This is a genomic window from Marinococcus tarijensis, assembly GCF_054971385.1.
The window spans coordinates 1-18675 of record NZ_JBQOJA010000007.1; the positions used below are offsets into that span (position 1 = coordinate 1).

The following is an 18675-nucleotide window of genomic DNA, read 5'->3' on the forward strand; positions in this document are numbered from 1 at the left end:
CCCCGATAGAATACCGGAATCAAGCCGCTTAAGAGTTTTACTTATTTTCATTGTCTACTTGACGGGGATCAGTTCATCGGTTCAAAAGCCTTTTTTTGTGTTTTGGAGTCATGATCCCATGTTTTCTGATACCAGGAAAAATAAGCAGCTTCGTCCTTTTCATCCACGTCCCTTAAATAAACGGTCCGTCCGGTGACGCTGCTGATAACCGAAGCCGAGATCGTATACAGCCTCCGTCTCCGCTGGAAAAAGGACTGCGTGTTTTCCAAATATTGAATCCGTCGTTTAGGTACAAAATTATAAATGGCACTCCATGCTCTTTCCCGGACAATCAGCTGCTTATCTTCCACCTTCATGCCGGAGCCTTTATAGCATATCCAGCCCCACCAGGTGAAAAACAGCGGCACTGCTGCGGCTGCCCAGCCATACGGCACCCAGATGGCCGTCGGAATAAATACCAGCCACCAAAATACCGACGCCCGGAACATATATCTTCTTGCCGCCCGTTTTGGCAGTTTGTTTACCTTTTCCGGAATCAAAGCCGTATCATCAATCTGCTCCATAAAGGTATGTAGCTGCTTCTGGTGAATCAGCGGCAGCAGCATGATCGAATTCTGTCCCCGTTCGGTGCTTCCGCCGGCACTGTCTATATAAACCGCCCACATGCCGAGCGCCTGCCTGACCGGGTTACTGATGAAACGAATACACGTTATCCGGTGCATTTGAAGCGTAATCTGCTTTCGTTCGAGAAGCCCCCACGTGATCTCAAGATCATTTCCGGTGCGGTTCACTTCGAAATTTCCATGCTGCACAAGCGTCCATGCCGACGAAACGAGCCAGCTGAGGAGTGCTGTCACTAACAGGCCTCCGATAATAAACCAGTAGCTGAGCTCGATCAACACGCCAATCGACTGCTCGACCCACGCATCAGGAAGAAAATTCCCCACCTGGGAATACAGACCGGCAAGAGCCGCAAAAATAATACCCGCCCGGCCGGAGGTGAGCCCAGCCATGAAAATGGTACGCATCGGCACCTTCCAGGAAAACGAAGGTTCTGCCGGCTCCGCGGATACGCCGTCCCCCGAAAAATCTTCCGATTCTTCCTCAGCTGTATGAGAGGATTTTTGAATCAGAGCCGTCTGAATAGTATCTGCCTCTCCCCGGCGGATCGCCTGAATCGAAGCTTCCGCCTCTGCGCCTCCGCCTGCTGTTTCAATATTAAGACGGACAAGGCCGAACATCCTCTGAATGATACCAGCAGTGATATCTACCGATTGAACACGCTGGCTGCGGATGAATCGTTCTTTTTTGACAAAAATACCGTAATGGATCTGAAGCTCCCGCTCAATCAAACGGTAACGAAAAAAGACCCATTTCATGATGCTGCTGATGACGATGAACAGCACTAAAAGCAAAAAGATCCAGTTGACTGGAAGCGGCCCGGAAGCTGTGCCTCCAGCAAAAAACGTAATAATAAGCGGAAAAAGAAAATCCTTCAGCTGCCGAAAAAAGACGGTGACAATGGCCGCCGGGTGCATCCGTCTCCATTCATTCATCGTCATCATCCGTTCCCGCCAAAAAGGCGATCCGGTTGCGCAGCTCCGGCGCCGTCTCTTCTTTAAGCGCTGGAATCTCATGCATGCCGGCTGCGGTGGAAATAGTCACGGTGGAAAGCGCGTAACGCTTGTATATCGGCCCCTGCGCTGTATCCACGTGCTGAATGCGCACCATTGGGATCAATACGTGTTTAGAGATAATCACACCGTACTGAAGCTCCACCTCTGTTTCATACACTTCGTAGCGCCAGCGCTGCCATTGCCATTTCGGCAGCACCCATGCGTACCAGGCAGAAAAAAAAACTAAAAAGCCCAGAATCGCGCCAAGGGCCCACCGTACCCATTCGGGCCACCCGAACCAGAAGGCAAGCACAAGTAAAGCAAAAGGGATGAAAGAAACAACGGCCATTTCAATCATCCCCTTGAAGCGCCAGACCGTCAGCGCATCTTCAGATATGCGCTGCGACGGCGCCGGTCTTGTTACGTTTTCCTCCTCATGCATGCCTTCATTCATTCCTCATCCTCCACGTAAATAATCTTAACTCCTTCATCCTGCAGCACTTTCAGCACTGCATCGTTCAGTTTTTCATCGCGAAGAAGGCCGAGAGAAGCGGCAAGCTCAAGCTCTTTCAAATCACCATTTTCTGCGTCTTCAATCAGCTCGAGCACTTCCTCCATGTTTCGTTCTTCAAGCTGCTGTCGTACTTCTGCTTTCGTCATCGTTCAGGCTCCCTTCCTTTTCATTTACGGCCTGGGCTTTCGCTCCTGCTCCATTTTCTCACTCATCTGCTTCCAGATGGAGCCTTTTGCTTCTTTCCCGCCTTCAATTCGTTTCAGCGCGAGCTTAATCTGCAGATCCACTTCAAATTCCGGGTCCCCGTTGGCTTCCTTTAACGCCTCGACGGCCGAGGTGTCACCGACTTCATATAAAAACATTGCCGCACGCCAGCGCACCAGCTTGTTTTTGTCCTTCAGCGCTTCAATCATGTCCGGGATGCCCGCAGGATCCCCCAGATCGGAATACGTATCTGCTGCTGTTCTTCGCACGGTGACAGACGGATCCTGCATCGCCTTCTGCAGATCCGGCAGCACCTGGGGATCTTCAAGCATCCCTAAATACACGACCGCCAGCCGGCGGATGGCCGGCTTTTCATCTGCAAGTCCCTTTTGTATAACCGGGAGGTCTTCCATGGAAGGATCCATCTGGTCAAAGGCTGCATAGCGCTGTTTCCAGTCCGGCTCCTGCATCATATCCATCGTTACTTTTTTAAACTTTGGCTCCGTGTTTTCTGCTTCTGGAGTATTCGCAATCCGTACCAGCCGTTTCAACCGCTCCTCCGGGTAGGCCGCAGCAATTTCTTCGGCCATTTCACTGCCGATCTGTTCGAGATCCTGGCCGTAACGGACCCCGTAATCCTCCCATTTGCGCTGCATCACAATGTTATCGTCTTCAAGCTGGGCTTCAAACGCAGCGGTCTGAAAACGCTCCGGCAGGCCCTGGCGTTTTTCCTCGTCGCCGGAAAGCAGCTTTATCTGCATCGGAATGTTTTTAAACATCTGAACCTGCGCCTGTACTTCCCCGAACGCCTCCTGCGGCTCTTCCGGCTCTTCCTCCGGCTGCTCTACCTTTTCGCCGAACGCCTGACGCACCTGGGGCAGCAGCTGCTCCCAGTCGGCTTTTGGATGGCGCTCGAGGGCCATAAAGTCGGCAACATGATACACACCTTTAATGCCTTCGATCTCCAGCAGCTGCTGGATCGGCGCCGGAGCTTCTTCTTTATTCTCCGGTTTATAATTGCCTGTCGTTCCGGCGGGCAGCGTTTCGTTAACATTCAGCTTCATCGTATGAGGACTCGGTGTTGGCTCAATGGATGTAATATGCATGGTCAATCTCTCTCCTTTAAAATAACGTCCCAATTTGCACGTCTGATTATAGCACAGGAGAAGCCTCTCCTGCCAACCGGCTTGTGCATTTACATTCCAAACAAACCCACTGTTCTGATACACTGTAATAAACACTGTTTCAAAAGCTCATGAGGAGGTTATTACGTTGCAAATCGCACTTCTTTCAGACGTACACGGTAACGCCCGTGCATTAAAAGCTGTTTTAAACGACCTGCACGCTTTATCGGTAGACCATATGTATATGCTCGGGGACCTTGCTTTTCGCGGCCCAGAGCCAAAAAATTCGATCGAAACCGTCCAGTCCCTGCCTGCAAAAGTATTAAAGGGAAATGCCGACGAATGGATTGTCCGCGGCGTCCGGGAAGGAGAAGTTCCCGAGGCCAAACGCTCGATCATGAACCAGGAGAGGGACTGGGCCCTCGAGCGGCTCTCTACTAATGATGTTAAATACTTAGAAGAGCTTCCGGAATCATTTCTCGATGAATACGATGGCTTCCGTTTGTTCGCCTTTCACGCCGTGCCTGGAAGCCTGTTTCCCCCGGTTCCGGTCGATAGCGATGCTTCCGTTTTCGAAGAATCGTTTTTCCAGAAGCAGGAAGCAGACATTTACGTGTACGGGCACGTGCACACTCCATCTATTCGAAAAATTGGAGCTAAATGGGTAATCAATACGGGAAGTATCGGCCTTCCGTTCGACGGGGATCCGACACCGTCATATGTTCTTCTGACCATCGAAGACGGGGAAATAATTCCGGAAATCCGCCGGGTGCCTTATGATACGGATGAAGTTTTAGCACAATTTGACGCTAACGATTATCCGAACAGCGACCAGGTAAAACGCATTATTTCGTCTGGCCGCCCGCCAAAATAACGTTTGTCCAATATATACAAAAAACCCGCCGTCCCCGGCGGGCCTTTTTATATGCTGTTAACCTTCTGCAGGCTCTGCATAATATCAATAAACGATGCTTTATCTCCGTATTGCGCCACAATCTCGCCCTGTTCATCAATAATAAACGTACTCGGTACGCCTTCACATTTATAGCGTCTGTACGTATCCACACCTTCGTCCTGAAGCACCGGGAAACGATAATTGTTGTTTTCCACGTACGTTTTAGGATCCTCTTCCCGCCGTTCACGGCCGGTCACATTAATCGTAACAAACTGCAGTGGACTGTCTTCATTCATTTGTTCATAAAACCGGTTCTTCTGCAAGAGGTCCGCAGAAGAATCCGGGCACCAGGACGCCCAGAACGTCAACAGCACCGGTTTTCCTTTCAGCTGTTCAAGCGACCATTCAACGCCACTCGACATTTCTTTGAGTTGAAACTGCGGGGCCTGCATAGGAATCCTCCTTTTTTTCTGTTAAATCTTTTTTTAAATACGGGTGGAGCTGCTCAAGTAAATACGATCCCGACTGCATTTTATACAGCCGCTCTTTTTGCTCCCCGCTGTCAAATACGATTAAACACGGGACACTCTGAATTTCGAGCTGCCGGGCCTGTACAGGGGCAGTATTGATATCCACTTCCAGAAAAGAAGCGCCGGCATACAATTTTTCTATTGGGGCAAGCATACGCTTTGCCAGCTGGCACGTACCGCACGTCGGCGAAGTAAACAAAACCACCTGACGCCCTTCCCCCGCTTCGAGCATCTGTTCAAGCTGGTTGTTCGTTATTCGTTCCAATTTTGTTTCACCCGCTTTGTATCAGGACCGCAAACGGCTGCATCCTTTAGACACAGCCGGCTGTTTCGGTCTCTTCTTTTTACTGCGTACGAAAAGCTTCGACAAGCGCCTGATTATAGGCTGGAATATCCGGCGGACGCTGGCTTGAAACGATATGGCCGTCTACGACGACCGGCTCGTCCGACCATACGGCCCCGGCGTTGGTCATATCGTCTTTAATACCGGGAGTGCTCGTTACGTGAACGCCCTGCAGAATGCCTGCGGAGGAAAGCACCCACCCGGCGTGGCAGATTTCACCGATAATTTTTTTATGCTCGTCCATATGCCGGACGATAGCGAGCACTTCGCTGTAACGGCGGAGTTTATCCGGCGCCCATCCTCCAGGGACCAGCACCCCGTCATAATCTGCCGGGTCCACATCGGCAAGTGCTGCTTCTGAAACGGCCGGCACCCCGTGTTTTCCTGTATACGATGTGCCGTTTTCTTTACCGGTAAGCAGTACTTCAGCGCCTTCTTCTCGCAGACGCATGACCGGCACCCACAGCTCCAAATCTTCAAAATCGTCTTCGACAAATGCAATAATTCTTTTTCCCTGCAGTGTCATTATGACTCCTCCTTTATCTTGCTTCTGATAGTTATTCGGCAGGCTTTAACGTGACCCGGCGGCTATCCGGCTTCACGTCCCACAGCTCCTGCGGCGCCTCAAGCGGCTGCTGCACACAGCGCCGCTTTACCTCTACGGTGAAGGATTCCGTGAATGGAAACGGCTGCAGAGCTATCGTCTCGTCATCTTCCCAATGAGCATGGATCGATTCGTGATCAAGCGAGGCGAACGTCTGGCGGAAGCCGTCCCGGAACCAGGGAACTTCCTCTTCTTTAGACGCTCCCGGCGTATTCATGCATATATAGAGGGAGAGATCGTCAAAAAACTGAAGCAGATGAAAATGTTCAGCTGCCATCAGAAAATTCCACTGGTAGCCGACAATCAGCCGCTGCTGGCGGGCGATTTCCTCCTGCATAAATGCAATTTCCTCCGGCACCTCGGATTCTTTAAAAAACGAGCCGTAGTGGCTGCTGATCAAATACGCCTGGTACGGGTTCTCCTCTTCGAGGGCGTTAATGGTGTTGCGGTAGGCGCCGAGCTTCGGCGGGACCGGATAATGCACAAAGGAAACCGGCCATCCGTTTTCATCAAGTACCGGCTCTTCATCAAGTGTTTTCCAGGCATCATCGTGGCGGGCCGTAGCCTGAAGCGCCGATGACCAGGATTCCTGTTCTTTAAATGTCGTATGGTGCCAATACTTCATGCACTCTCCGGAAAGAGCCGCATGCTCCTGCTGCATCATCACTTCCACCCAGCCGTTCCGATTCTCGCTGATCATTGTATCCGCTCCCTTTCTGCCCGTATGAACCGTCTTAATTAGATAAGGAAATTAAACAGCGTTTCTTCTTTATTGATTTCTGTATATTTGATGCCCCGGTCTTTCATTCTCGTTAACAGCTTATCGTAGTCCGACGGATAGGTTACTTCAATGCCGACAAGCGCCGGTCCGTTGGATTTATTGTTTTTCTTGTTGTATTCAAAGCGGGTAATGTCATCGTCCGGTCCGAGTACATCATGCAGGAATTCCCGGAGGGCACCGGCACGCTGCGGAAAATTCACAATGAAGTAATGCTGCAGTCCTTCATAGATCAATGATTTTTCCCTCATTTCTTCCATGCGGCCGATATCATTGTTTCCTCCGCTGACAATGCAAACGACCGTTTTTCCTTTAATTTCTTCTTTGTGAAAATCAAGAGCCGCAATTGATAAGGCTCCCGCCGGTTCAGCTACAACGGCATTTTCATTGTACAGCTCCAGGATAGTCGTGCATATCTTGCCCTCCGGCACGAGCGTGATGCTGTCAAGCAGATCCTTACAAACGTCATATGTCAGCTCCCCGACCCGCTTCACAGCAGCCCCGTCAACAAACTTGTCAATGTAATCGAGAGAGACGACACCTTGATTTTCGATGGAGGCTTTCATACCTGGAGCTCCGGCCGGCTCGCATCCGATAATCTTTGTGAAAGGGGAAATCGAGTTCACATACGTGCCGACGCCGGAAACGAGTCCGCCTCCACCGATGCAGGAAAACAAATAATCGATCGGCTCTTCGATATCGTTCATAATTTCCATGCCAACTGTGCCCTGACCGGCGATCACTTTTTCGTTGTTAAACGGATGCACAAATTCCATATCGTGTGCTTCGCCGTAAGCGTTCGCTTCGTAATAGGCATCGTCAAACGTGTCGCCTGTAAGTACTACTTCCACGTATTCCTTTCCAAATAACTTCACCTGCGAAATTTTCTGGCGCGGAGTCGTGTTCGGCATAAAAATATGACCTTTCACTTTCAGCGCCTGGCAGGAATAGGCCACGCCCTGGGCATGATTTCCGGCGCTTGCACATACCACGCCGTTTTCAAGCTTATCCTTCGGAATGCTGCTCATCATATAGTACGCTCCGCGGATTTTAAATGAGCGCACCACCTGGAGGTCCTCCCGTTTTAAATAGATATTGGCCCCGTAACGTTCAGAAAGCACCTGGTTTTTCTGCAATGGGGTATGCGTGACCACGTCTTTGAGCGTTTGATTTGCGATGATAATGTCTTCAATGTGTATATTCCCCATACAAGCAACGTTCCTTTCTACTTAGCGTGCGTCCACTTCAAGTGTGAATGCCCGGTTAACATGATTAATGTAAATGCTCGAAAGCGGCGGAGATATTCTCCGCCGCTTTTTGATCCCGTTCAAACCCTTACTATTATAACATGAATATACACACTGAAAAGCCGTGCGTTTTCCTGCTTTGCGCAAAGGGTACATAAATGATAATCCCGGCAGTTCTTTATCCAACCTATTCTTTGGTATAATATCTGCAGAACACTTTTTCACAAACTATAAAGGGGGGGTTTTTCATGAACGACATGCTGAAAAAAGGATTTTTTCTCGGGCTCGGTGCGGCTTCATACGGACGGGAGAAAATACAAACATACCTTGATGATCTGGTGACCAAGGGGAAAATCACACCGCGGGAAGCAGACGAATGGAAAGAGGAAATGATTCAACGGGGGACGGCCCAGAGCGATTCCTGGAACAGCCAGGCGAAAAACTCCTTTGAAAACCGGGCGGAAAGCATGGGCATCGCCACCAAGCGTGATATTGCCCGTCTCGAACAGAAGCTCGATGCCATTGAAAAGGCGATGCACAGACCAGACGACCAATAACCGCCAATTTTAATTAAAGGAAGGAACGCTTCATGGCTATAACAAAAAGTATCCGGCACGCAAATCGATACCGAAAGATTGCTACTACGCTTGCGAAACACGGCTTCGGATATATTTTGCAGGAAGTGGGACTTTTTCATATTCTTTCTCTTCCTAAGCGGATTATGTCGGATCCTAACGACTGGAACACGCAGTCCACCGGGGTCCGTCTTCGGCTTGTCGTAGAGGAGCTCGGCCCTGCGTTCATCAAACTCGGGCAGCTTGTAAGCACCCGGAGGGACATCTTTCCCCCGTCCATTGTTGATGAACTTGCAAAGCTGCAGGACCACGTGCCTCCGTTTCCGTATAAAACGGCCAAATCGGTAATTGAGCACGATCTTCATGAGCCTCTCGGCAGGATCTACTCCTATTTTGATGAAACTCCTATGGCCGCAGCTTCCATCGGCCAGGTACATAAAGCAGTCCTTCATGACGGCCGGGATGTTGTCGTGAAAATCAGCCGCCCGCACATTAAAGAGATTATCGAACAGGACATCGATATTCTGCGGGATCTGGCCCGGCTTCTCACCCAGCGGTTTCAATGGGCTCAGTTTTACCAGCTTCAGGATATTGTAGAGGAATACGTCTCTGCAATACGGGATGAATTTGATTACTTTACCGAAGCCCGCAATGTGGAAAAAATGGCCCGGACCCTTCAGCATTTTGATTTTGTCCAGGTGCCTGAAGTGTATGAAACATGGTCGTCGCGCCGCGTGCTGACCATCGAATATATTGATGGCCATAAGCTTTCCGAGCTTAATTACTCCACCGTCGAATTTGATAAAAAGAAGCTTGCCCACCATCTGGTCGATTCCTTTTTACATCAGGTGCTCCGCACCGGGTTTTTTCACAGTGACCCCCATCCGGGGAACCTGCTTTTTAAAGAAGGAAACGTCGTCGCCTACATTGATTTCGGCCAGGTCGGCCGCTTAAGCAAAAGCATGCGCAGGCAGTTCGTTAACTATGTTATCGCTATGACAAGACGCAACACCCGAGACGTAGCAGCAGCTATCTATGAAATGGCCGACTTTCCCGAAGATATGGAGACAGAAATTTTTGAAGAAGATGTGGACTACCTTTTATCCAAATATTACGAAACGCCATTTAAGGAAATTGAAATCGGTGCAGCCATCAATGACGTGTTTTCCACCTCACACCGCTACGGCATCAGCATCCATAAAGAGTTTACGATGCTTGCTAAAGCCATTATTACCATTGAATCCATCGCCACCGAGCTCGACCCGGACTTAAGCATTGTAGAAATTGCCGAGCCGTACGGCAGAATGCTTGTTAAAGAACGCCTGAACCCGCGGGACCGGATCGAGGACGTGTTCCGTGAGGGAAAAGAGCAGTTCGGCTATATCCGCGAGCTGCCGAAGGAGATTCGTTCCGCACTAAAAAAAATCAATGACGACGAGCTCGGGGTCGATATACGCATGCCCCGTATTAATATTTTAATGAACAAGCTTGACCGTATCGGTAATCGTCTAAGCTTCAGCGTCATACTTCTCGCCTTCAGCATTGTAATGGTGGGCCTGATCGTCGGCTCCACATTCGGGGATAATAATTCAATTCTCGTCCAGCTCCCTGTGATCGAAATCAGCTTTATTGTAGCGTTCTTTCTTTTCATCTGGCTGCTGTATGCCATTTTTCGCTCCGGCCGGTTTTGACCCCCGGTGCAAAGCAAAGCTGCCGGCTTCTGCCGGCAGCTTTTGTGTTCCCTTATAACCTGTTTGGCTCTTTTTCGATCGGAAGGTCGGGATAGGAAATCCAGTCGCTCCAGCTCCCGTTATAAAGACGCACCTGCTCGAGTCCGGCTTCTCTCATGCCGAGCACATTGACGCAGGCCGTAATACCGGAGCCGCAGTAAGAAATAACTTCATCAAAACCCTCGAGCTCCTGAAAGTGCTCACGCAGCTCACTCTGCGACTTCCATGTACCGTCTTCGCGAAGTACATCCCTCCAGAAATAATGATAAGCACCAGGAATGTGCCCGGAAACAGCGTCCACTTCTTCGTTTTCCCCGGCGTAGCGCTCGTAGCTTCTCGCATCCACCAGCGCTACATGTTCATTGCGCAGCTGCTGCTTTATTTCTTCAAGATGAACCAGCTGATTCGGCTCGCGGTCGATGATCATCTGCTTCATAAGCGGTGTCGGGATCTCATCTGTGATTGGAAACCCTTCCTCCACCCAGTGGGAATAGGAACGGTCGAGGACATATGTATTCGTATGACCCGCATACTGCATCAGCCACCAAAATCTAGCTGCCCCCATACCTCCCTGATCATCATAAGCTACAACGGTCGTCTGCATGTCTATGCCCCGCTCTGAGAGAACCTGAGCGAAAAAGTCCATATCCGGCAGCGGGTGACGTCCCCCGTGGGTCCCTGCCTGGGCGGATAAATGCTTTTCCACATCGATAAAGACAGCTCCTGGAATATGATCTTTAACATAAGCTTCATGCCCCGCTGCTGCATCCTTTAGTTCAAACCGGCAGTCCACCACCCTGACATGCTCATCGCGGCGGTGATTATCCAGCCATTCAGAAGAAATTAGAAAGCTCAACATACTCTCCCCTTTCTAGGATTCCTGTGTTAACTGTGTTTGAATGCTGTTTAGAATAAACTCTACGGCCTGCAGCGTTTCCTTGAACTGCTTTTCCTTCGTTGTCCGCTGGTAGGCCTGGAGAGAGGCATTCATGATATTATCATATGTGTCTTCCATCTGGGATTCGTGCAGGTACGGGTAGCTTGTCGTCTGCACCCAGGCAGAAGCTTCCTCTTTCCATACTTCTGCTTCCCCTTTTACCTTGTCGACAAACGGTTTTACCTCCTCATAAAAATCAGGGCGGTCCTCCCGTTCCTGTACTTCGTAAAAAATCTGCTCTGCTTCATCCATGCGCCGTTTCATCTGGTCACAGCTTTCGAAAAGCCCGGGCATCGAAAAACCCCCTTTGATACAAAGAACGCTTCCCTTTACAGGAAAGCGAATATTTTAGGATGTGCCTTCTTCCTGATCCTGCTGGTTGCTCACCCGCTGCGCTACTGTTTCCGGCTGAATGGCCGACAGAAGCACGTGATCGCTGTCCGACAGGATAATGCTTCTGGTTTTCCGTCCATTCGTCACGTCGATGAGCATTTTTCTTTCGCGTGCCTCCTGGATCAAACGTTTTGTCGGGGCAGAATCAGAGCTCACAATTGAAATTACCCGTTCTGCCATCACCATATTGCCAAATCCGATATTAATCGGTGTATCGCTCATGCTATCCCCTTCCTTTCTCGTTCTTTTCTATCCTAACACGAATAACCGAGGCTTTGTCTATCATTCTAAGCACGACACACGTAATATCCGGCTGAAATTATGGTAAAATAACAGCAGGCAGTAAATTTTAGCAAAGGAAGATTCTCATGGCTTACCGCTACCCAAACGGAAAAGTATACCGTCCGAAAAAAAATGCTTCCTCCCGCCAGGGCCCGCCTGCGGAAAAAAGTTTTGCCAACCGCGGCATGACGCTTGAAGAAGACATTAATGAGTCCAATGAATACTACATTGCACACGACATCGGCATCATACATAAAAAACCGACACCCGTCCAGATTGTCGATGTTCATTACCCGAAACGAAGCGCTGCGCGCATCACCGAAGCCTACTTTAAGCAGGCCTCCACCACAGACTACAATGGTGTATTTGCCGGGCGCTATATTGATTTTGAAGCAAAAGAAACGCGCAACAAAACCGCTTTTCCCCTGCAGAATTTTCATGATCACCAGGCAGATCATATGCACAAGGTCCAAAAGCAGGACGGCATCGCATTTGTACTTCTTCGTTTTGCCGTACACGGAGAAACGTATTTATATGACGCTTCTTATTTTCTTCACTGGTATTACGGCCAGACAAAGCGGAAATCTATTCCCTACCAGGATATCCAGGCAAACGGTCATCCAATTTCGCTCGGACTTCATCCAAGACTTGACTACTTAAAGGTTGTACGGCATGTTTATTTTCCTTGAGCACCCTGTAACAAAACAAAAAATTGAACGTCTAATGCCTGGGTATACAGAACTAGACGCTATGTACAACGAAAGGACGAACGTCAATGAGCGACAATTACCGGTCCCGCCAGGAGAAACGGACAGCCGATCAGAAAAATCCTAAAAAGAAACAAAAGAAAAACCGCAAACGACCGCTCTGGCAGACATTCATCATCTGGGCGCTTTCGCTCATGCTTGTCTTCATGACTGCCGGCGTCATCATTGTCGCTTATATGATTAATCAGGCCCCGGAACTAGATGCGGAGGCGATGGTATTATCAGAAGCGGCTACTGTGTATGACCAGAACGGTGAAGAAATTGCCCAGCTGCAAAACAGCAGCAACCGTGAACTTGCCGACATAGAAGAAATGCCCGACTATGCAAAGGAAGCATTTATCGCTGTGGAGGACGAGCGTTTTTACAGTCATTTCGGTATAGACGTACAGCGGATTTTCGGTGCGATATGGGCAAACGTGACTGACGGCTTCGGCTCACAGGGAGCAAGCACGATCACCCAGCAGGTGGTGAAAAATGCGTTTCTTTCACCGGATAAAAACATATCACGTAAAGTCCAGGAGCAGTACCTGGCCATTAAGCTTGAACAGCAGTACAGTAAGGATGAAATTCTCGAAATGTACGTTAACCTGATCTATTTCAATCAGGGAGCCTACGGCATCACCCAGGCCGGACAGACCTATTTTGGTAAAGAGGATCCAGGCGAGCTCACTATCGCAGACGCTGCTCTTCTTGCAGCCATCCCGCGCCGGCCATCGTACTATGACCCGGTTCAAAACCCGCAAAACGCCGAAGACCGCAGAAATCAGATTATTTCCATGATGAATGAACAGGGATACATTACGGATGAAGAAGCCGAAGAGGCTTCCAGCACTCCGGTGGACGAGCAGCTTAACTACCAGCCGCCGGAAAACGGAGTGGCCTATGATTCGTTTATGTCCTACGTGCAAAACGAACTGGAAGAATTTGACGGCATTGAGCCATCAGACGTCTATACAGCCGGGCTGAAGGTATACACGACACTTGACACCCAGGCCCAGGAGCAGGCTGAAGAGCTCATTCAAAGTCAGGGAACGCTCGACAGTTTTCCCGACAACGAAGAGTTTCAAATTGGGTTTACGCTGCTTGATACTCAGACAGGAGCAGTAAAAGCCATTGTCGGAAACCGCCAGAGCCCTGATACGGCTATGAGCTATAACTTTGCTACCGACCCTAATCAGCCGGGATCAACTATTAAGCCCGTCCTGGATTATGGACCGGCCATTGAAAACATGCAGTGGTCCACGTACCATCAGATCGAAGATGAAGAATACCAGTACCCGGACACAGACACTGAGGTGCGAAACTATACTCGTGACTACCGGGGCAGCGTCAGCATGCGCGAAGCGCTGACAGACTCCCTGAATGTCCCAGCAGTAAAGACGCTTGAGGAAGTCGGCCTTGATAACGCCAAATCGTTTGCAAACGGGCTGGGCCTCGGCCTCGAGGACGTCTACTACGGGTCAGCTCTCGGCGGTCTTGAGCAGGGGGTTTCCTCTGAGCAGATGGCCGGTGCCTACGCCGCTTTCGGAAACGAAGGGGTTTATAACGAGCCCCATTCGATCCGGCGGATTGAATTTCCGGATGGACGAACGATTGACTTTGAACCAGAGCAGGAGCAGGCAATGGAAGACTACACGGCCTATATGATTACAGATATGCTTAAAGACGTCGTCTCCAACGGTACCGGCACCGGTGCCCAGATTGACGGTCTTCCGCTCGCCGGTAAAACCGGGACCACCAATTTCACCGAAAACGAAATGAACACGCTCAATATCCCTGATGGAGGCGTTCCGGATGTATGGTTCAACGGCTACACTACGAACTATACGGCTTCTGTCTGGGCCGGCTTCGAAACCCGCTCGGAAAATAATTATCTTGTAGACGGACAGACGGATGCTGCCAAAGATGTTTTCCGTGAGGTAATGCAGCAGGTCAGCAGCGGCATTGACACTCCCGATTTTGAACAGCCCGAGTCTGTAGTATCAGTACGGCTCAATGAAGAGACCGGGGAGCGGGCTACATCAAACACCCCCGACGCAGACACGATTACAGAGCTGTTTGTAGAAGGCGAAGTGGACGCCCAAGTCACTGAACCATCCTCTGACAACGGATCGGATGACAGCGGGGAATCGGACAGCGAAGAATCTTCCGGCGACAGCGGCTCTGAGGAAACAAACGACAATCAGAATGAGTCCGAACCGGTAGAGGAACCAGCTGAAGAAACGGATGAAAATGAAGAAAATACAGAAGAAACACCGGAAGAGAGCACAGAGCAAAACACGGAAGAAAATAACGGAACCGAAGAGGCTCCGGCGGAGGAAGATTCCGGCGCCTCCGAAGAAGGCCGTGAAGAAGAAACAGATACCAGCGGAGAGGAGCCTGCAGAATCCGAGTCAGACACCGGCGGAGCAAGCGACAGCGGTGAGAATACCGAAGATGAGGGCTCCGGGGATACAGAGCCGGAAACAGAGACTCCAGATGAAGAAGAGCCTGCTGATACGGAAGACAGCACCTCTGCACCGGAACAGGAATCCGAAACAAACGAATAACAAAAACCGCACGCCTTTTCGGCCGTGCGGTTTTTGTTATACCTGAACGTGGTCCTCTTTTTTCGTTAACGGGGCAAGCTTCTCCCATTCTGACTGCAGTACGGAATAATAGTCCTTGTCGTACCACGTAGACAGCCGGTCGAATTCTTTGTCGAGCGCCTGCTTGTGCTCGACATAAATATAATCAGACGCCGCTTTAACACCGTCCTCTATTTTTTCTTCAAGCTCCTGTGCCACTTCTTTCGTTATCTCCGCAGCAGCGCTTTGGACATTTTCCCCATATGCCTCTTTCAGGGTTTTTATTTCCTGATGAACAAAGAAGTCCTTTGCCGAGCGGAAGTAAGCTTCAAATGCTTTAGCATCCACCTCTAAGTCAAGCGTCTTTTCCGGCTTTGGAATAAAGGAGCGGCCGGCGTCAGGAACCTGAAACATCGGAAAGTCCGCCTGAACCTCCCTGTACTGTTCTTCGGTCTCCTGCTTCAGCTGCCGCTTCATTAATTCCTCCAGACGGATGAACGCCGTTTCTCTCTCCTGCCCTGCCTGCACCAGTATTTCTTCCTTAATTTCCGTTAGTCGTCCTGTCAGCTGCCTGCGCTGTTCTTTTCGTGAGGATCCGTCTATAGTAACTGGATTCACCACTTTATTAAAGTAGTCCTGATAGAATAAATACAGACGCTTGCGCACATGAATCAGCCGTTCTTCAGTGTCTGAAACGAGTTCTTTTCGCAGCCGTTCCATATGAAAGCGTTCCGGCACTTCTTCATACTGCCCGAGCTTTTGTTTAAGCCGCTCTGCTTCGGCAGCAACGCTTTTCGCGTCATGCTTTTGCACCTGCAGTGCCCGCCCGATCTGTTCTTTTAAATTCAGCGCCTGTTCGACAACATACTGCTGCTGCACGACAAGGAGTTCCTGCCAGATTTGTCCGGATAAATAGTTTTCAAAGGCTGAAAACATGTCGTCTTCTCTGCCCTGCTGCTTTTCCTGCAGTCCGCGCTGGCTTGAAACTGGAAGCAGAAACGGCTCGTCAAACCCATTCTGCCGGAGCTGGCCGCGCACATGGTTAACGACCTGGCGGCGCTCGTTCTCATCTCTCGCCAGATCTGCGGCATTGATCAGAAAGTACAGCTTATTTTGTTCAAATTCTTCATTCGCCCGGGAAAGCTGCTGGATGAAACGTTCATCGGCATCCGAGAACGCATGATTAAAGTACGTGACATAAAAAATGGCGTCCGACTGGCGCAGATGATCAAATGCGACATTGGTGTGGCGTCCGTGGATCGAATTCACGCCCGGCGTATCGGTTAATACGAGCCCCCGGTTCGTCCAGTAGCTCTCGTAATAAAGCGTCACCTGTTTGACAAGACACGCCTTCTGCTCATCCGCCACCCAGGAGCCCCAGTCCTCCATTCCAATCGTGCGAGTCTCACCGAGCGAGGAATGGTGTTTTTTAATGCTTTCCTGCAGCGTGAACATATACTGGCTGTATGTTTCCATCCGTGCGTCCCGGGTACGGTTCGGCTTTCTCCATTTCTGAATAGAGGCAAGTGTGTACACCTCTCCAAGTTCTTTCGATACGGCCTGGATTTCTTCATCAAGAAACGCTTCATCCTTCAGCTGCAGAATAACCGTACCGTGTGTGTAGTCCTTCTCCGGGGCACGCACAATATTTACGGCTGCCGTGGTCGGATGCGGCGATACAGGAAGTGCCGGAGCACCGAGAAGCGCGTTGATAAAGCTCGACTTTCCGGCACTGAAAGCACCAAAGACCGAAACGTGAAGCTCCTGGTTGTGCAGATTCCCGCATAAACGCTTTAGATGCTTCTTTTCCTCTTCGATTAACGAGGATTCGGAAGAATCAGCGGCGAAGGCTTCCACCATCTGGATTTCTTCACTGTACGAAGGAAGCTCCTTTTGCCCGAAAGAAGCAATCTCCTGCTCTTCCACCGCTTCATCCTCCCTGGAAATAGAAATCTCCGCAACATCGGACGGTGCCTCTTCATTCATCATTTGCCGGATTTCCTGTTCCCATTCCCGCCGGGCAGATACGCTTTCCATCTGACGCTCCACCTGGGCGATTTCCTGCTCCAGGCGTTCCTTTTCCTCTTTCCAGCCATTCTGAATTTCATTTAATTTCGTCTGCTCTGCTTCTGTCAAAGCCGGGCCAGCGGCTGAGGTAAGCACGCGCTCTTTTTCTTCAAGCAGCGGCTCTGCCTGATCCTTGAACCGCCGGGTAATTACGCCGGCCAGCTGGTCGGTCACTTGAAACACATACTGCCTCCCGGTTTCACCTTCCGGAATAAAGGCCTCCAGATCGGCGCGTTCAAGCTGAACGTCAATATTTTGTACCAGGTCAATATAACCGGCACTGTGGGAAGAAGCATCCTGTTTTTCCGGCTGCAGCAGTTCACGCACGTGAAACGTCAAAGACGCTTTAATGTTTTCATTTATATCTGCAAGCAGCGCATCCGCTCGTTCCTTGCGGGCTTCTTCCGTTTTTCGTTTTTTATTAAACAGAGATCCTGCTTTGAAGCCCGGCTGCCAGCTTTCAAGCCAGTCCCTGGCTTTATCCACAGTAGATGCCGGAAACAAATGAGCCTGATCGAGCGTTCGCTTCCATTCCCTGAACCAGCTGCTCCATCTTTCTTCACTGTCCGGTTGAGCGTTTTCGTCAATCAGCCGGGCAGGCACGCCGGCATGCTCCGCCCGCTCCTGCCAGTCTTCGAGGGCTGTCTGCTGTTCCTCCCGCAGCCTGTCACGGATTCGTGACAGCACAGTCTGGCGCATCCGTTCCTCACTTCTTTCGAGCAGTTCGCTGCCGTGGTACAAAAGGCTGCGCACATGAGAGGAGAATGTCTGCAGTTCATTATCCGGGTGCTTTTCATCGCGCATCGAAATATAATACGTGGCAAGTACGTGTACCTGGTTTCGTTCAAGCGTAGCGGCAATCTGATTGCGGTAGGACCGCAGCGTGATTTCTTCTTCCCGGTGTTTGTCCATCTGATTGACAACAAAAATAATCGGCTTGCCTTCCGCTGTCAGCTGCTGTAAAAACCGGATGTTTGTTTCCGACTGGGCATGGTTGTAATCCGTCACGTAAATAACAGCATCGGTTGACAGCAGTCTTTCCATCGTCACTGCCTGGTGCAGCGGATCCGTCGAGTCCACCCCCGGCGTATCCACCATCCGGCTGTAAGTTCCTAAAAACGGCAGCGGGGCCTGCATGCGGATCGAGCGGATATCCGCCCCGTCCCTGCCCCACTTTTGCACCTGTCCCCACGGAATATCGGCTTCCCAGGTTTTCGTTTGGCCTTCACTCGTTTCAACCTCGAGCCCAAGCTCCCCGTTTTCAATCGATATAATATTGGCACTTGTTGGAATCGGACTCGCGGGCAGCAGATCGTTTTGCAGCAGGCCATTTAATACGGTCGATTTGCCGGCCGAAAAATGCCCGCAAAACGCAACTTCAAAATACGGATGTTCAATTTTTTCCTGCACGTCTTCAAGCATCGCGGTTTCTGCCGGATCCAAATGCATGTCTATCTGCAGCCATTGTTGTTCCCAACCGCTCGTATTAGCCATATTTTACT

General features: G+C 50.3%; 18 protein-coding genes. 5 read left to right on the top strand and 13 right to left on the bottom strand.

The window, feature by feature from the left end; genetic code table 11:
• Positions 1 to 68: 68 nt before the first annotated feature.
• From ACTTK7_RS05435 to ACTTK7_RS05450, 4 genes are read right to left on the bottom strand one after another with little or no spacing between them, the layout of a single operon-like run.
• Positions 69 to 1565, bottom strand: a complete 1497-nt coding sequence (locus ACTTK7_RS05435) for a PH domain-containing protein (protein WP_462866449.1) — start codon at positions 1563 to 1565, stop codon at positions 69 to 71.
• Positions 1549 to 2070 carry a PH domain-containing protein gene (locus ACTTK7_RS05440; protein ID WP_462866450.1) on the bottom strand — a complete coding sequence of 174 codons (522 nt, stop codon included), beginning with the start codon at positions 2068 to 2070 and terminating at the stop codon, positions 1549 to 1551. The genes ACTTK7_RS05435 and ACTTK7_RS05440 overlap by 17 nt, the downstream gene beginning before the upstream one ends.
• Complete coding sequence (locus tag ACTTK7_RS05445) at positions 2067 to 2276, bottom strand: hypothetical protein (protein WP_462866452.1); 210 nt, start codon at positions 2274 to 2276, stop codon at positions 2067 to 2069. Before ACTTK7_RS05445 ends, ACTTK7_RS05440 begins: the two co-directional genes overlap by 4 nt.
• Positions 2277 to 2300: 24 nt before the next feature.
• Complete coding sequence (locus ACTTK7_RS05450) at positions 2301 to 3440, bottom strand: conserved virulence factor C family protein (RefSeq protein ID WP_462866453.1); 1140 nt, start codon at positions 3438 to 3440, stop codon at positions 2301 to 2303.
• A gap of 166 nt (positions 3441 to 3606) precedes the next feature.
• Between ACTTK7_RS05450 and ACTTK7_RS05455 the strand changes: the two genes are divergently transcribed.
• Positions 3607 to 4332 carry a metallophosphoesterase family protein gene (locus ACTTK7_RS05455; protein ID WP_462866454.1) on the top strand — a complete coding sequence of 242 codons (726 nt, stop codon included), beginning with the start codon at positions 3607 to 3609 and terminating at the stop codon, positions 4330 to 4332.
• Between the two features lie 47 nt (positions 4333 to 4379).
• On the opposite strand, the gene ACTTK7_RS05460 is transcribed toward ACTTK7_RS05455, so the two are convergent.
• The 5 genes from ACTTK7_RS05460 to ilvA all read right to left on the bottom strand — a co-directional run bounded on the left by ACTTK7_RS05460 (position 4380) and on the right by ilvA (position 7816).
• Positions 4380 to 4805: a TlpA family protein disulfide reductase gene (locus ACTTK7_RS05460; protein WP_462866456.1), complete on the bottom strand. Its 426-nt coding sequence runs from the start codon at positions 4803 to 4805 to the stop codon at positions 4380 to 4382.
• Positions 4759 to 5148 (bottom strand): thioredoxin family protein, encoded by a 390-nt coding sequence (locus ACTTK7_RS05465; protein ID WP_462866457.1) that lies wholly within the window; start codon positions 5146 to 5148, stop codon positions 4759 to 4761. Before ACTTK7_RS05465 ends, ACTTK7_RS05460 begins: the two co-directional genes overlap by 47 nt.
• 79 nt (positions 5149 to 5227) lie before the next feature.
• The gene (locus ACTTK7_RS05470; RefSeq protein ID WP_462866459.1) at positions 5228 to 5752 is read right to left on the bottom strand and encodes a type 1 glutamine amidotransferase domain-containing protein; all 525 of its coding nucleotides are present in this window, start codon (positions 5750 to 5752) and stop codon (positions 5228 to 5230) included.
• A 31-nt stretch (positions 5753 to 5783) separates the two neighbouring features.
• The gene (locus ACTTK7_RS05475; RefSeq protein WP_462866461.1) at positions 5784 to 6530 is read right to left on the bottom strand and encodes a DUF3891 family protein; all 747 of its coding nucleotides are present in this window, start codon (positions 6528 to 6530) and stop codon (positions 5784 to 5786) included.
• Positions 6531 to 6568: 38 nt separating this feature from the next.
• Positions 6569 to 7816 (bottom strand): threonine ammonia-lyase IlvA, encoded by a 1248-nt coding sequence (ilvA, locus tag ACTTK7_RS05480; RefSeq protein ID WP_462866463.1) that lies wholly within the window; start codon positions 7814 to 7816, stop codon positions 6569 to 6571.
• Between the two features lie 287 nt (positions 7817 to 8103).
• On the opposite strand from ilvA, the gene ACTTK7_RS05485 reads away from it, so the two are divergent.
• Positions 8104 to 8412 (top strand): phasin family protein, encoded by a 309-nt coding sequence (locus ACTTK7_RS05485; RefSeq protein ID WP_462866464.1) that lies wholly within the window; start codon positions 8104 to 8106, stop codon positions 8410 to 8412.
• Between the two features lie 32 nt (positions 8413 to 8444).
• Positions 8445 to 10121 (top strand): ABC1 kinase family protein, encoded by a 1677-nt coding sequence (locus ACTTK7_RS05490; protein WP_462866466.1) that lies wholly within the window; start codon positions 8445 to 8447, stop codon positions 10119 to 10121.
• A gap of 52 nt (positions 10122 to 10173) precedes the next feature.
• Here the strand turns inward: ACTTK7_RS05490 and ACTTK7_RS05495 are convergent, their stop codons facing one another.
• From ACTTK7_RS05495 to ACTTK7_RS05505, 3 genes are read right to left on the bottom strand one after another with little or no spacing between them, the layout of a single operon-like run.
• Positions 10174 to 11016, bottom strand: a complete 843-nt coding sequence (locus tag ACTTK7_RS05495) for a sulfurtransferase (RefSeq protein ID WP_462866467.1) — start codon at positions 11014 to 11016, stop codon at positions 10174 to 10176.
• A 15-nt stretch (positions 11017 to 11031) separates the two neighbouring features.
• On the bottom strand, positions 11032 to 11391 hold the full coding sequence (locus ACTTK7_RS05500; protein WP_462866469.1) for a DUF1798 family protein: 360 nt from the start codon (positions 11389 to 11391) through the stop codon (positions 11032 to 11034).
• 54 nt (positions 11392 to 11445) lie between these two features.
• A complete protein-coding gene (locus ACTTK7_RS05505) occupies positions 11446 to 11712 on the bottom strand; it encodes a DUF370 domain-containing protein (RefSeq protein WP_462866470.1) in 267 nt (88 codons plus the stop codon).
• Positions 11713 to 11858: 146 nt separating this feature from the next.
• Between ACTTK7_RS05505 and recU the strand changes: the two genes are divergently transcribed.
• Both recU and ACTTK7_RS05515 read left to right on the top strand, forming a co-directional pair.
• The gene (recU, locus tag ACTTK7_RS05510) at positions 11859 to 12461 is read left to right on the top strand and encodes a Holliday junction resolvase RecU (RefSeq protein WP_462866472.1); all 603 of its coding nucleotides are present in this window, start codon (positions 11859 to 11861) and stop codon (positions 12459 to 12461) included.
• An 86-nt stretch (positions 12462 to 12547) separates the two neighbouring features.
• Positions 12548 to 15088, top strand: a complete 2541-nt coding sequence (locus ACTTK7_RS05515; RefSeq protein ID WP_462866473.1) for a transglycosylase domain-containing protein — start codon at positions 12548 to 12550, stop codon at positions 15086 to 15088.
• 36 nt (positions 15089 to 15124) lie between these two features.
• Here the strand turns inward: ACTTK7_RS05515 and ACTTK7_RS05520 are convergent, their stop codons facing one another.
• Positions 15125 to 18667, bottom strand: a complete 3543-nt coding sequence (locus tag ACTTK7_RS05520; protein ID WP_462866475.1) for a dynamin family protein — start codon at positions 18665 to 18667, stop codon at positions 15125 to 15127.
• Positions 18668 to 18675 lie beyond the last annotated feature (8 nt).